At 62.0% G+C, this 13,744-nt stretch carries 12 protein-coding genes; 6 read left to right on the top strand and 6 right to left on the bottom strand.

The window, feature by feature from the left end:
- Positions 1 to 222: 222 nt before the first annotated feature.
- Positions 223 to 1,143: a LysR family transcriptional regulator gene (locus AB1462_RS21760; RefSeq protein ID WP_090401136.1), complete on the bottom strand. Its 921-nt coding sequence runs from the start codon at positions 1,141 to 1,143 to the stop codon at positions 223 to 225.
- Positions 1,144 to 1,325: 182 nt separating this feature from the next.
- On the opposite strand from AB1462_RS21760, the gene AB1462_RS21765 reads away from it, so the two are divergent.
- Entirely contained in the window at positions 1,326 to 2,231 is a 906-nt protein-coding gene (locus tag AB1462_RS21765; protein ID WP_090409823.1) for a TauD/TfdA family dioxygenase, read from the top strand.
- Between the two features lie 89 nt (positions 2,232 to 2,320).
- Here AB1462_RS21765 and AB1462_RS21770 read toward each other — a convergent pair whose 3' ends face one another.
- Positions 2,321 to 3,928, bottom strand: coding sequence for an alkaline phosphatase family protein (locus AB1462_RS21770; protein ID WP_367247903.1), 1,608 nt, complete (start codon positions 3,926 to 3,928; stop codon positions 2,321 to 2,323).
- A 100-nt stretch (positions 3,929 to 4,028) separates the two neighbouring features.
- Positions 4,029 to 4,973 (bottom strand): LysR family transcriptional regulator, encoded by a 945-nt coding sequence (locus tag AB1462_RS21775; RefSeq protein WP_367247904.1) that lies wholly within the window; start codon positions 4,971 to 4,973, stop codon positions 4,029 to 4,031.
- 155 nt (positions 4,974 to 5,128) lie between these two features.
- Here AB1462_RS21775 and AB1462_RS21780 point away from each other — a divergent pair, with 155 nt between their 5' ends.
- The gene (locus tag AB1462_RS21780; protein ID WP_090401134.1) at positions 5,129 to 7,468 is read left to right on the top strand and encodes a TonB-dependent receptor; all 2,340 of its coding nucleotides are present in this window, start codon (positions 5,129 to 5,131) and stop codon (positions 7,466 to 7,468) included.
- Here AB1462_RS21780 and AB1462_RS21785 read toward each other — a convergent pair.
- Positions 7,439 to 8,626 carry a CynX/NimT family MFS transporter gene (locus AB1462_RS21785; protein ID WP_259194359.1) on the bottom strand — a complete coding sequence of 396 codons (1,188 nt, stop codon included), beginning with the start codon at positions 8,624 to 8,626 and terminating at the stop codon, positions 7,439 to 7,441. The two genes, AB1462_RS21780 and AB1462_RS21785, sit on opposite strands and share 30 nt — an antisense overlap.
- Before the next feature lie 107 nt (positions 8,627 to 8,733).
- Between AB1462_RS21785 and AB1462_RS21790 the strand changes: the two genes are divergently transcribed.
- From AB1462_RS21790 to AB1462_RS21805, 4 genes are all read left to right on the top strand, one after another.
- Positions 8,734 to 9,600, top strand: coding sequence for a LysR family transcriptional regulator (locus AB1462_RS21790; protein WP_367247905.1), 867 nt, complete (start codon positions 8,734 to 8,736; stop codon positions 9,598 to 9,600).
- Between the two features lie 224 nt (positions 9,601 to 9,824).
- Positions 9,825 to 10,640 (top strand): energy transducer TonB, encoded by an 816-nt coding sequence (locus AB1462_RS21795; RefSeq protein ID WP_090401131.1) that lies wholly within the window; start codon positions 9,825 to 9,827, stop codon positions 10,638 to 10,640.
- Between the two features lie 51 nt (positions 10,641 to 10,691).
- Positions 10,692 to 11,414, top strand: a complete 723-nt coding sequence (locus AB1462_RS21800) for a MotA/TolQ/ExbB proton channel family protein (protein WP_090409821.1) — start codon at positions 10,692 to 10,694, stop codon at positions 11,412 to 11,414.
- A 1-nt stretch (position 11,415) separates the two neighbouring features.
- Entirely contained in the window at positions 11,416 to 11,817 is a 402-nt protein-coding gene (locus AB1462_RS21805) for an ExbD/TolR family protein (RefSeq protein WP_367247906.1), read from the top strand.
- Between the two features lie 85 nt (positions 11,818 to 11,902).
- On the opposite strand, the gene AB1462_RS21810 is transcribed toward AB1462_RS21805, so the two are convergent.
- Both AB1462_RS21810 and AB1462_RS21815 read right to left on the bottom strand, forming a co-directional pair.
- Entirely contained in the window at positions 11,903 to 12,850 is a 948-nt protein-coding gene (locus tag AB1462_RS21810; RefSeq protein ID WP_315337562.1) for a LysR substrate-binding domain-containing protein, read from the bottom strand.
- The gene (locus AB1462_RS21815; RefSeq protein ID WP_090401129.1) at positions 12,850 to 13,698 is read right to left on the bottom strand and encodes an EamA family transporter; all 849 of its coding nucleotides are present in this window, start codon (positions 13,696 to 13,698) and stop codon (positions 12,850 to 12,852) included. The genes AB1462_RS21810 and AB1462_RS21815 overlap by 1 nt, the downstream gene beginning before the upstream one ends.
- Positions 13,699 to 13,744 lie beyond the last annotated feature (46 nt).

Consider the following 13,744-nt stretch of genomic DNA (forward strand, 5'->3'; position numbering starts at 1 on the left):
CGCAGCCTCGCCGGGGCTCGGCAGCTGCTACGAATGCCAACCCCATCAAGGCCTCCCCCCGTAGCAGCTGCCGAGCGCAAGCGAGGCTGCGTCAGGCGCGCTGCCGATTCAAGCTCGAGTCGCGGCCGACGCAGCCTCGCCGGGGCTCGACAGCTGCGCACTATTCTATTGAAGTTGTGTAGATACTCATGGCCATCGGGGACTTGCCCCCGATGAGGCCCGTCAAACCGCCACACTCACCTCCTGCCTGTCCACCTCCACCAGCGTCTCGATCATCGCCTTCGCCGCCGGCGACAACCGTGAACCGGTGCGGCTCACAATCCCGCAGCGGGCGCTCATGGTCTCCATGTTCTGCGGCAGGTTGCGCCAGTGCAGCAGCTTCAACGTGCCCTGGGCGATGTCTTCGGCGAACGCCTCCTCGGTGCCCACGCCGATGGCATTGGACTGCAGCACGATCTTCACCAGCGCCGGGAAATGTTCGGTCTGGATGCTCGGGGAAAAATCCATGCGCCCGCTCAGGTTCGCCAACAGTTTGCGAATGCCCTGTGAGATCAGTGGCGATGCCAGCGGGTAGTCGAACATGTCGTTGGTCGACAGGCTGTCCTTGGCCAGCAACGGGTGCCCCGGCCGGCAAAAAAATACCCCGCGCTTGGGGGTCAGCGCGCGGGTCTGGAAATTCGGGTCGGCTTCGAATTGGCGGATGTCGGCGATAAAGAACTCGATCTCTTCGCGGCTCAGGGCACGGCTGAGTTTTTCCCAGTTATCCACCTGGAAACTGGTGCGGATTTTCGGGTGGGCGCTGATAAAGCGCGCCACCGCATCCGGTACCAGTTTCACCGCCGGGGCCGGGCCGCAGCCGAAGCGCAGGTCGCCGGCGTCGAGCTTGGTCATGCGCGTCACTTCACTGCTCAGTAATGCCGCGCCGTGCACCAGGGTCAGGGCGTGTTGCAGCACTACCTGGCCTTCCGGCGTAGGGCGCAGGTCCTTGTGGCCACGGTCGACCAGCACGCAGCCGAACTCCTGTTCCAGCCCCTGGATGCTGCGGCTGAAGGCCGGTTGCGTGATGCCCATGGCGTCCGCCGCCCGCACGAAACTGCGGTGTTCGTTGAGGGCGATGAAGTACCGCAGTTGGCGAAGATCCATATGCTTTCCCTGCATCTTAAAAATAGGTCGAAGGCATTTGCGACCACGGGAGCTGAGGTTTTAAATGCAAGCTCTTATTCCGTCAACGAAGCATGTGTTCATTTGCTAGACCTAAATTGCATATGGATAGAGCGTTGTCGGAAAGCGTCCCCACCATCAGCAAGCACAAGAGGGTCATCACCATGAGCAACGCCGCATTAGCTGTTCAACCTACCGCCCTGGCGCTGGACATCCACCCGGTCGCTGGTCGCATCGGTGCCGAGATCCGCGGTATCACACTGTCCGGCGATCTGGATGCCGCCACGGTCGAAGCCATCCAGCAGGCGCTGGTGCAGTACAAAGTGATCTTCTTCCGTGAGCAGACCCACCTCGATGACCAGAGCCAGGAGGCCTTCGCCCATCTGCTCGGCGAGCCGATTGCCCACCCGACGGTACCGGTGCGCGACGGCACGCGCTTCCTCATGGAACTGGACGGCACCCGTGGCCAGCGCGCCAATTCGTGGCACACCGACGTGACCTTCGTCGACGCCTACCCCAAAGCCTCGATCCTGCGCTCGGTATTGGCGCCCAAGTCCGGTGGCGACACCGTTTGGGCCAACACCTCCAGCGCCTACAACGACCTCAGCGTCGAACTGCGCGCCCTGGCGGATAACTTGTGGGCGGTGCACAGCAACGAATACGACTACGCCGCGATCAAGCCGGATGTGTCGGTAGAGCGGCTTGAGGCATACCGCAAGGTGTTCACCTCGACGGTGTACGAAACCGAGCACCCGGTGGTGCGCGTGCATCCGGTCAGTGGCGAGAAGACCCTGTTGCTGGGGCACTTCGTCAAGCGCCTGAAAGGCTATTCCCAGGCGGACTCGACCCAGCTGTTCAACCTGCTGCAAAGCCACGTCACCCGCCTGGAAAACACCGTGCGCTGGCGCTGGAACACCGGCGACGTGGCGATCTGGGACAACCGCGCCACCCAGCATTACGCCGTGGACGACTACGGCACCCAGGAACGCATCGTGCGCCGGGTGACGCTCAAGGGCGATGTGCCGGTGGGCGTGCAAGGGCAGCGCAGTCAGACGATAAAGGGACGATAAGCTGCAAACTCTTAGCTACAAGCCGTAAGAAAAAGCTAATCGGCTTTTACCTGCAGCTTGTAGCTGACAACTTGCAGCTCCCGAAGGGCTTACCAGACGCCGATCTGCACCACTTTCTCCGCCTCCGGCTCACCGTAACGAAACCATTGGCCACGCAGATCGATCTCTGCGTGGCTGATGGTGGTGCGCCGCTTCAGCCCGCGCAGCCATTCGAACAGGTACCCCACATGGATTTCGCGCACGTCGGCATAGGCCGGGTCATTGCCCAGGTCGTGCAGTTCCTGCGGGTCGTTTTCCAGGTCGAACAGTTGTGCGCGAAAGCCGTCGTACGCCAGGTATTTCCAGCGTTCGCTGCGCACCATGGTCATGCGGCAGCGGTCGATGGGTTGCGCCAGGCGTTCGCGGGCCGGGGCCTGGAAGGCGTAGTCATACTCGGCGATGGCATAGCGGCGCCAGCGCGTTTCCCGGCCGTGCAGCAGCGGGATCAGTGAGCGCCCTTCCAGGCGATGGTCGGCTGCGGGCAGGCCCAAGGCATCGAGGAAGGTCGGCAGCGCATCGATGGTTTCCACCAGCCGCGCGTCCACCGTGCCACGGCTGATATCGGCAGCGACGCGCGGGTCACGCACGATCAGCGGAATACCCACCGCGGGTTCCAGCAAAAATTCTTTTTCGCCGAGGAAGTGATCGCCGAGGAAGTCGCCGTGGTCGCTGGTGAACACGATCAGGGTGTCGTCCCAACGGCCATTGCCTTGCAGAAAATCGAACAGTCGCCCCAGTTGGTCGTCGATCTGTTTGATCAGGCCCATGTAGGTGGGAATTACCGTGAGCCGTACCTCGTCACGGGAAAAGTTCAGGCTCTCCTGGTGCTGGCGGAACGCTTGGTACACCGGGTGATCACTGGTTTCCCCAGGCTGGATCGGTGCCTGGATATGCTCGGCGCCATACAGCGCGTGATACGGCGCCGGCGCGATGTAGGGCCAGTGTGGCTTGATATACGACAGGTGCAGGCACCACGGTTGTTCGGCCTGCTCGCGGATAAAGTCGATAGCACGGTCGGTGGTGTAGACGGTTTCCGAATGTTCCTCGGCTACGCGCGCGGGCAGGCCTGCATGGCGCATGTGCCAACCGCTGAGCACTTCGCCGTTTTCACTTGCTGCCGCATTCGCCCATTCGTGCCATGGGTTGGTGCCGCTGTAGCCCTGCTCGCGCAGGTAATGGGTGTAGGGCGCGGACTCGCGTTTTTCATCGAACAGCGGGCTGTCGGGGTAGATGCCGTCGTGACGCAGGTACGCCTCGAAGCCGACCTCGTTCAACGGCTCGGCCTGCTCGCTGTCAGGGTCGATATTCAGGCGTTGCAAGGCTTCCACATTGGGCGTGGCGTGGGTCTTGCCGACCAGTGCCGTGCGGATGCCGTGGGGGCGCAGGTAGTCGCCGATGGTCAGTTCTTCCAGGGGCAATGGCACCGCGTTCCACGCCGCCTGGTGGCTGCTGACGTAGCGCCCGGTATAGGCCGACATGCGCGAGGGCCCGCAGATGGTGCCTTGGGTATAGGCGCGGCTGAAACGCACGCCGGCGGCAGCCAGGCGGTCGATGTTTGGCGTGTGCAGATGGGCATGGCCATAGCACGACAGGTAATCGCGGCGCAGCTGGTCGCACATGATGTACAGCACGTTGCGCACGGGTTGGGGATCGGACATGAGGCTTCACCAGACGGAGGACAGGTGAGGTTTTTCGCCGTTCGGGCGGGGGGTTGGCAAGTGCATTTGGGGACTGGATTTCATGCAGTGAATGCATGGCTTAAACGGCGACGTTCTCCAGCGCACACACATCCTCAACCAACTCATCGATCTGCTTGATTTGCTCGATCATCGCTTCCGCCAGCGGCGACAAGCGATACCCCGCACGGCTGACGATGCCATAGCGGGTGTAACGCTCCTCCAGGTCTTCGGCCAGGCCCTCGATCTTCAGGCACACCAGTTCGCCGCGAGCCATGTGCAGCACGTCGCTGTTGGCGCTGACGATGCCGATGGCGTCGGAGCGCAGCACTACGCCCATCAGGCTATAGCCGTTCTCGCATTCGACATTGGGCAGGTAATCGGGCCGGCCGCTGAGGTCGACGATGACTTTGCGCAGGTTGGGCGGGCGGATGGTCACGGCCAGCGGGTAACTCATCAGCTCGGCGGCGCTCACGCTGTCGCGCAGGGCCAGCGGGTGGCCGGCGCGGCAGCAGAAATACCAGCGGCGCGGGCGCAGGCGGTGGGTGTGATAGTCCGGGTTGGCTTCGAAGTGGCGGGTGTCGGCGACGAAAAACTCGAACTCTTCACTGAGCAGGCGCTTGCTCAGGCTTTGCCAGTCGTCCACCTGGTACTGCACCCGTGCCTTGGGGTAGCGCCCGATAAAACTGCCGATGGCGCGGGGGATCAAGCCGCCTGCCGGTGCCGGGCCGCAACCGAAGCGCAACTCCCCCGCCTCCAGGCCATTGAACTGGCTGATCTCGTTGGCCAATTGCTGTGCGCCGCTGACCAGGCGCCGGGCGTGCTCCAGCAATACCTGGCCTTGCTTGGTCGGTGCCAGGTCCTTGCGACCACGGTCAACCAGTTGGCAGCCGGCACTGTGTTCCAGGGCCTGGATGCTGCGACTGAACGCCGATTGCGACAGGTTCACGGCCAACGCCGCCGCGACAAAACTGCGTTGTTCGGCAAGGGCAATGAAGTGGCGAAGCTGGCGCAGATCGATATGCATTTTTCACATCAAAAATATCCGGGAAATGCATTGGCTATGCATTAGGTCGACTCCTTATAAAGGCTATCTCTTATGCAGTAAATGTTCGTAAAAACATAAATAAATAACCTAAAGGAATATCAGAAGGTGGATATTCCTGGGGTCCGGAGCCGCTTATGAGTCTGTTGAAGCCCGCTGTACCTTGCTCTTCCTGGAGGCTCAAGCGCCTGCCCCTGGCGATGTTGCTGGCGGGAAGTGCCAGTTGGACACCCAGTCACGCAGCCGAGCCGGCACCCTCGGGTGAAAGCGCCAGTGGCCAACTGGAAACCGTCACAGTGACCGCTCGGCGCCGCACCGAAAGTGCCCAGGAGGTGCCGACACCCATGAGCGTGATCGGCGGCCAGGCCTTGGAGAGCCAGCGGGTGTACCGGATTCAGGATTTGCAGCAACTGGTGCCCAGCGTCAACGTCGCCTACATGCATGCGCGCCAGTCCAGCGTGTCGATTCGCGGCCTCGGCAACAACCCGGCCAGCGACGGCCTGGAAGGCAGCGTGGGGCTGTACATCGACAACGTGTACCTCGGGCGGCCGGGGATGGCGGTGTTCGACTTGATGGACATCGAGCAGCTTGAAGTCTTGCGCGGCCCGCAGGGCACGTTATTCGGCAAAAACACCACCGCCGGGGTGATCAACATCAGCACACGCGCGCCGAGTTTTACCCCGGAACGCAGCATTGAAACCTCGTTGGGCGAGGACGGCTACTTCCAGACCAAGGGCACGATTTCCGGCCCGCTCACCGATGACCTCGCGGGGCGTTTCTCGGCGTATCGCACGCGCAGCGACGGCGACATCAAGAACGAATACAACGGCCATGACCTCAACGGCGGCTCGCGCCAGGGCTTTCGCGGGCAACTGCTGTACAAGCCCAGCGAGGCATTCAACCTGCGCTGGATCGGCGATTACAACGAAGAGGATTCCAGCGCCGGCACGCGTGTGCTGTACAGCACCGGGCCGACCATCAACGGCACCAACCTCTACCAGTCGCGGGCCAACGCGGCAGGCGCGACCCTGGTCGATGGCACGCATCGCAAGGTCAACCTGGACAGCGACCAGCAGGTCACCGTGTTCCAGGGCGGCACGTCGCTGGAGGCCAACTGGACATTGCCGAGTGACTTCACCCTGACCTCGGTCAGTTCGTATCGCTTCTGGAACTTCACTCCGCGCAACGACGACGGCCTTAACGTGCCGGCTTCGTATAACGGCGGGGTGTCGGTGGAAGACAAACAGTGGTCCCAGGAATTCCGGCTGGCTTCGCCTACCGGTGGTTTCTTCGATTACGTACTGGGCGCCTACTACTTCGGTAATTCGCTGGATAACAAATCCTTCAGCTATTACGGGCCTCAGGCCGACATTTGGAATGGCACGCCAGCCGGTGCGCTGGCCAACGTCAGCAGCGTCGGCAACGGGCACATTCGCACCGACAGTTTTGCCCTGTTTGCCCAGGGCACCTGGCACCTTACCGAGCGCCTGGATTTCACCGCCGGCCTGCGCGGCACCTATGAAGAAAAAAGTGCCTGGGTCACGCGCAACAATCCCCTCGGCGGTGCGGCGGTCACCGGTGCTGCCGCTACGGCTCGACGTGGCCGGGCGGGGGCATACGATTCCGGTGATCTCACGCAATACAGCACCAGCCCCTCGGGTCTGCTGAACCTGAGCTACCGCTTCAACGAAAACCTGCTGGGCTACGCGACGCTGTCCCATGGCGAGAAGTCCGGCGGGGTCAACCTAGCGGTAGGCTCAGCGCCGACGGCCGGCGCCGACTCGCTGCTGATCGGCACCGAGCGCGCCAACAACGCCGAACTGGGTTTCAAAAGCACGCTGTGGGACCGGCGGCTGCAGCTCAATGCCAACCTCTTCTGGACCCAGGTCAACGGCTACCAGACCAACGCTTACGACCAGGACAACCGTGTGCAGTACCTGACCAACGCCGGTTCGGTGCGCTCGCGGGGCGTCGAGGTGGAAAGTACTCTGGTGCCGATCAAAGGCCTGACGCTGAACCTCAACGGCTCGTTCAACGATGTGAGTTACCTGTCGTACAAGGATGCACCGTGCCCGCCGGAAGTCAGTCTGCGCCCCGGTGCGCCGGCCTCCTGCGACCTGAGTGGGCACCAAGTGGTGGGGGCATCGAAATGGATCGCCAACGCCAACGGCGAATACAAGTGGAACCTGGATAACGGCTTCGAACCCTACGTCACCGCCAGCTATGCCTTCCGTTCCAAGGCCGTGGGCACGGTGGAGGACTCCGACTATGGACAGATTCCCGCCTACGCCGTGGTCAACCTGTCCACCGGCCTGCGCGGCAACTATGAGCAGGGCCAGTGGGACGTGTCGTTATGGCTGAAAAACGCCTTCGACAAGACCTACTACACCACTCTGTGGACGGGGGGGAACGGCGGCTACGAAGGCTTGCTAGGTACGCCGCGCACGCTAGGAGTGACTGGGCGCTATGACTTCTAGCCCCGTGCGATAGGTGGCCGGGCTGAACACTCGCGTCACCACCAGCATCGCTACTGCCGTGACCGTCAGCACCACCCAGGCGCTGACAAAATTGCCGGTCAGCTCGCGCAGCCAGCCGGTCATCCACGGCGACACCGCATTGATCAAGAAGCCCACACCTTGCACAAAGGCCGCCAGCTGCCCGGCTTGGCGTGGGTCGCGGTGGTGGTCGAGGGTCAGCAGCAGGCTCAGGGCGAAACACGCGCCGAGGCCGAAGCCACACAACGCCACCCAGAGGTGCGCAGATTCCTGCGGCGCGACGATCAGGCCGAGGTAACCCACGGTCTGGGCCAGCAGGGCAATGCCCAGCAGCGGTCGACGGTCGATACCACGTTGCGCCAGCACCGGCATCAGCAGCGCGGCGAGCACCTGGAAAATAGTCATGAACGCCAGCAGCGAACCACTGGGCAACACCCCCCAGCCCAGTTGCTGATAGTAGGCCGGCAGCCACGCCACCAGGCTCATGTAGCCGCAATTGACCAGGCCGAAATACACCGCCAGCAACCAGGCGCGACGATTGCGCAGGTCTTTGAAGGCCGGCACCACCTGTGGATTTCTGGCCGCGCCCAACGGCAGCCAGGCCCATAGCAGCAAGGCGCCCAGCGCCGGCAGCAGCCACACCCCCAGCCCCGCCTGCCATTGCTGGAAATGCGAGGCCACCAGGGGGCTGAGCAACGCTGCCAGCCCGCCGCCGGCCATCAGCGAGGCTGAGTACACACCCATCGCCACCGGCACGCGATGACGGAATTCGCGCTTGATCATCGCCGGCACCAAGGCCTGGATCAGCGCCACACCCGCACCGCCGAGCAACGCCGTGACCAGCAGCGCCGACGCCTGGCCCATCAACCCGCGAGCCAGGCACGCCAGCAGGATCATCATCAAGCCCAGGGCGATGCCGCGCCGTTCGCCCAGGCGGGCCTCCACGCGCACGCCCACCAGCGCCACCAGCCCCATGCACACCACCGGCAGGCTGGTCAGCAGGGCACTGCTCTGGAAACTCAGGCCGGTGGCCTGGCGAATCTCGCCGAGCAACGGGCTGATGGAGCTGAGGATCGGCCGCAGGTTCAGGCCGAGCACCACCAACAGGCCCCAGCCGGCGAGGGATTTATTCAGGGTCATGCAACGCCTTGCGGTCGGTAAATGAGGCGTGAGTATGGCCAGCGCCAAAGGTATTCTGAAATTAAATATAACCATGCCAGCCAGTGGCAAAGGGAATGGTGACGCCGATGTTCGATCCCGTGTTGTTACGCAGCTTTGTTGCCGTGGTGGACTGCGGCAACTTCACCCGCGCCGCCGAGCGCCTGCACTTGACCCAGTCCACTGTGAGCCAGCAGATCCGCCGCCTCGAAGACGCCGTGGCGTGCCAGTTGCTGGACCGCGACCAGCGCCGTGTGGTCGCCACCGCCGAGGGCGAGCGTTTGTTGGCCTATGCGCGGCGCATCCTCGCGTTGCATGAAGAAGCTGCCGATGTGTTGATCAACCAACAGAGCGACGGCGTGCTGCGCCTCGGCGTACCGGAAGACTTTGCGGCGCAGCGACTGATGCCGTTGCTGTCGGCATTTGTGCTGGCCTATCCGCGGGTGCGCCTGGAGGTCACCAGCGGCCTGGGCCCCGAGTTGCAGCGTCAGTACCGCAGTGGTGAATTCGACGTGTTGCTGGTCAAGCAGATGGGCAGCAGCGATGACTGCCTGGCGTCGTGGCCCGAGCCGCTGTGTTGGGTCGACAGCTGCAGCACGCCGTGCCTGGGGCGCGACCCTCTGCCGTTGGTGGCATTCCCGGTGGGCGGCCTGTACCGCAATGAAATGCTGCACCACCTGGAAGTGAGCGGCTGGCGCTGGCGTATCGGCTATTCCAGCGCGAGCCTGGCCAGCGTGTGTTCGGCGGTGGCGGCGGGATTGGGTGTGAGTCTGTTGCCGCGACGGGTCGTGCAGCCAGGGCATGTGGAACTGGGGCCGGGCAGTGGTTTGCCCGTGGTGCAAGGCGTGCGCCTGGCGTTGTATGCCCGTCATGGCCTGAGTGCCGCGGGGCAGTGCTTACAGGCTGAACTGTTCGATTTGTGCGCAAACAGTCCCGTTGATCCATGCCTTAACTGAATATTTTGTATGCCTGAAAAGCATCAAAAAAAACCACCTCGGCGCCAGGCCACGCCGGCCGGGGCTTTGGTGTTTTCAGAGAGATCGTTTATTCAAATTTGATCTATCTATAACTTCAAAGATTACTTTAAGAGATAAGCGTCTAGCCCCGATGATTCAGCCCTCGACGGCCTTCCACGCAGGCCCGTCGGTTTTTTTGTTTCGAAACCGCAGGGAGTCAATCAATGGGCAATGTCCAGACCGCCGCCAGTGCACCCGAGGCGCAATGGCGCCAGGCACCGAGTGGTGAGTTGGTCGACCTTGGCCGGCCGCACCGCGCGCCGTTGGGGCAATTGCGAACGCAGAAAACCCCAAAGCGCTTCTCCAGCCGCCGCGAAGGGATCCTGCTCGGTCTGTTGGTATTGGCCCTGCACGGTGCGGTGATTTATTGGGTAAGCCAGAAACCCACCCCGGTGCTGCCGATTGTGCCGCCGGAGATTCCGCCGATGACCATCGAATTTTCCCAGCCGGCACCGCCCGTGGTGGAACCGCCACCGCCTGTGCCGCCACCACCGCCACCGCCCGTGGTTGAGCCACCGCCGCCGGTGGTGGATGAGTTGGCCGCCAAGCCGGCGCCGCCCAAGCCGATTGCAAAACCCAAGCCCAAGCCGGTGCCAAAGCCTGAGCCCAAGCCCGCCCCGAAACCGGTCGAGCAGGCGCCCACGCCACCGCAACCGGCGCCACCGGCACCCGCGCCTGCTCCGCCCGCGCCCGCCCCGGTGACACCGGCTTCGGCCAACGCCGCGTACCTCAAGAACCCGGCGCCGGAATACCCGTCACTGGCTCAGCGTCGCGGTTGGGAAGGTACGGTGTTGTTGCGGGTGCATGTATTGGCCAGCGGTAAGCCGGGCGAGATCCAGGTCCAGAAAAGCAGCGGTCGCCAGCAACTCGACGATGCCGCGTTGACCGCCGTGAAGCGTTGGAGCTTCGTGCCGGCCAAGCAGGGCGATGTGGCCCAGGACGGCTGGGTCAGCGTCCCGATCGATTTCAAGATTCACTAACTATTGCGCTTCGGTGTGTTGCACACGCCGCGACTTGTACAGAGGGGAAACATCATGGCATTAGCATCTCCACTTGAATCCATCGAAAGCGCGGTGATCTGGCTGCTGGTGGTCTTTTCGGTCGCCACCTGGGGCCTGGCCTTGCTCAAGGGCGTGCAGTTCGGTCGCCTTAAAGCGCAGGATCGCAAGTTCCACAAACAGTTCTGGGCGGCGTCGAGTCTTGACTCGGCCGCCGAGCTGGCCGAAACCCAGCCCGGCGCCGCTGCCCGTGTGGCCCAGGCCGGTTACGCCGCGATCCAGGTAGGGGATGCGCCGCACGCGGCCGACCTGAGCCAGGCGATCAACCATCAGGACCGCCTCGAGCGTGCCCTGCGCCAGCAGATCGTACGTGAGCGCCGCTCCCTGGAAACCGGCCTGGCCGTGGTCGCCAGTATTGGCAGCACCTCGCCGTTTATCGGCCTGTTCGGCACCGTGTGGGGGATCATGGAAGCGCTCAAGGGCATCAGCGCCGCCGGCTCCGCCAGCCTTGAAACCGTGGCCGGCCCGATCGGTGCAGCCTTGGTCGCCACGGGCGTGGGGATCGCCGTCGCGGTGCCGGCGGTGCTGGTCTACAACTACTTCCTGCGTCGCCTGAAGCTGACGGCGGCCGACCTGGATGACTTCGCCCACGACTTCTACAGCCTGGCGCAGAAGAACTCTTTCCGCGTGCTGCTGCATCCTGCCCTGACTAAAAATGCGCCGGGCAACCCGCAAAAAGTGAAGGAGGCGTCCTGACATGGCCTTCTCCACGCAAGACAGTGATGAGGTGTTGAGCGAGATCAACGTCACGCCGCTGGTGGACGTGATGCTGGTACTGCTGGTGGTGTTTATCGTCACCGCGCCGCTGTTGACCAACGCGATCCCGATCAACCTGCCCAAGACCGAGGCCGTGGCGCCGGTGGAGCAGAAGGACCCGCTGGTGGTGAGCATCGACGGCGCCGGCAAACTGTTTATCAACAAGGACGAAATCCAGGCGGACCTGCTGGAGTTCAACCTGCAGGCGGCTAAGGCCAAGGACCCCGATGTGCGGGTGCAACTGCAGGCTGACGATGGCGTGAACTACGGCGAAGTGGCGCGAGCCATGGCGTCTATCGAGCGCGCGGGTATTACCAAGCTGTCGGTGATTACCGCACGTTAGTTGCAAAAGCCTCGACAATTTTTTGGCCGTTTTCCTTGGCAGGGTGCGGCCTTTTTTTTGCCTCCGTTTCAGTAGCATCACACGATCAAAGTGCGCCAACCCCAGCGATTTGCGGATACCGGATTTCAACTTCTTGCTGAAACTTTCTAGCGCTCTCTTTAAGCCAGTCAATCAACCGAGCGATATCAGGTTCCGACTGCCGCCCATTCCTACAAATAACGTAGTACGCCGCCGGCGACATCATCAGCGGGCCGCCTAGTGTGACTAATGCACCTTCTTCCAACCGGTCATACACCAACGCTGTCCTGGCCAGCGCAATCCCGCCACCCTTCACCGCCAGACTGATTGCCAGGCTTGAGTCCGGAAAGCGCGGCCCATGGTGATAAGGCGCAGCTGCCAGGCCCTGGAACGCAAACCAGCTTTCCCACCCTGGACACACTTGATCGTCCACACGGTGAATGAGTGGATACCGCGCGATATCCGTCAGCGAAATATCGCCATTCATGCGTTGAAACTCCGGTGAGCAAACCGGGAACACGGCATCGCGCATCAGAAGCTCGGCATGATGATCCGGGTAGTCGCCGTACCCCATCACAATCGCAACATCGAATTGATGGGCACCGAGATTGGCGCTATTCATATCCGCACTGGTCAATACCAGGTCGAGATTGAATGAAGCGTCGGTGTGGGAACCATGCATTCTGGGGATTAGCCAGGTCGAACACAGGGACGAAGTGCACGAAAGATAAAGGGGCTGAGATTTGCGCGGATTCAGCGAGTGCAACACCGTCTCAAGGGTTTTGAAAAAATCATCGGTCACCGGCAACAAAGCCTGCCCGGCGGTTGTGAGGTTGACGCCCCGCGAATGGCGTTCGAACAACTGAACGCCCCACCACTCTTCCAGACCTGCGATCTGATGACTGATGGCACTGGCGGTGAGGCTCAACTCTGATGCTGCGCGGGCGAAACTGCCTGTTCGTGCAGCACTGACAAAGGCTTGCAGCATGGGTGTAGGTGGCGGACGTTGGCCCATCAGGTGCTCACTTTGATCAGGATGATCCCGCAAACAATGACGAACGCCGAAAGCATCCGCCGCCAGCCGAACCGCTCGTGAAAAAACAGCGCGGCAATAATGGCGCCGATAATAACACTGGTTTCCCGCAACGCTGAGATCTTGGCCACCGCATCCAGCGACAGCGCGAACAGCACCAGGCCGTAGGAAGTGAGGTAAAAAACGCCGCCCATTACGCCGACTTTCCAATGGTTGCGAATGGCCTCTGCGAATTCCAGACGTTTCTTGAAAAACGCCAGCGCCGGAATCGGAATGCTCTGGAATACCGTCAGATAGATGATGTATTGCAGCACCGTCTCACTGGCTCTGACACCTTTGGCATCCACCACTGTGTAGGACGCGATGAAAGCACCTGCGCACACCGCCATCAGAATTGGTTTGAACATACGCGCGGACATCCTGCGCACGAATGTCAGGCTGATAATGCCTACGCAAATCAGCAACACCCCCGCCATGGCATGAAACGATAGCTGCTCGTGCAGCAGGAAATAGGAAAACAGCGCGACTAAAACCGGTGGCACCCCGCGCATGACCGGGTAGACCTGCCCAAAGTCGCCGGTTTCATACGCTTTGATCAGAAACAATCGATAGGCCGTGTTGAGCACCACGGAAACCAGCACGTAGCCCCACACCTGCAGGCTTGGCGTATTCACCAGCGGCAGCGCCGCCAGGCAGATCAGCAACGCCGTACCATCGACCATGGCCAAGGTCATGAAGCGACTGCTCCCCGCCCGGACGACCGCGTTCCAGGTGGCGTGCATGAAGGCGGAGATCAAAACAAGGGTGATCGCGATGTTGGAGTTGTCCATGGGGCTCGGCTTGTGATGGGAATATGAAGTTGTGCCTTATGGCCAG

It is taken from the genome of Pseudomonas sp. SB113, from assembly GCF_040754745.1.
GTDB lineage: Bacteria > Pseudomonadota > Gammaproteobacteria > Pseudomonadales > Pseudomonadaceae > Aquipseudomonas > Aquipseudomonas grimontii.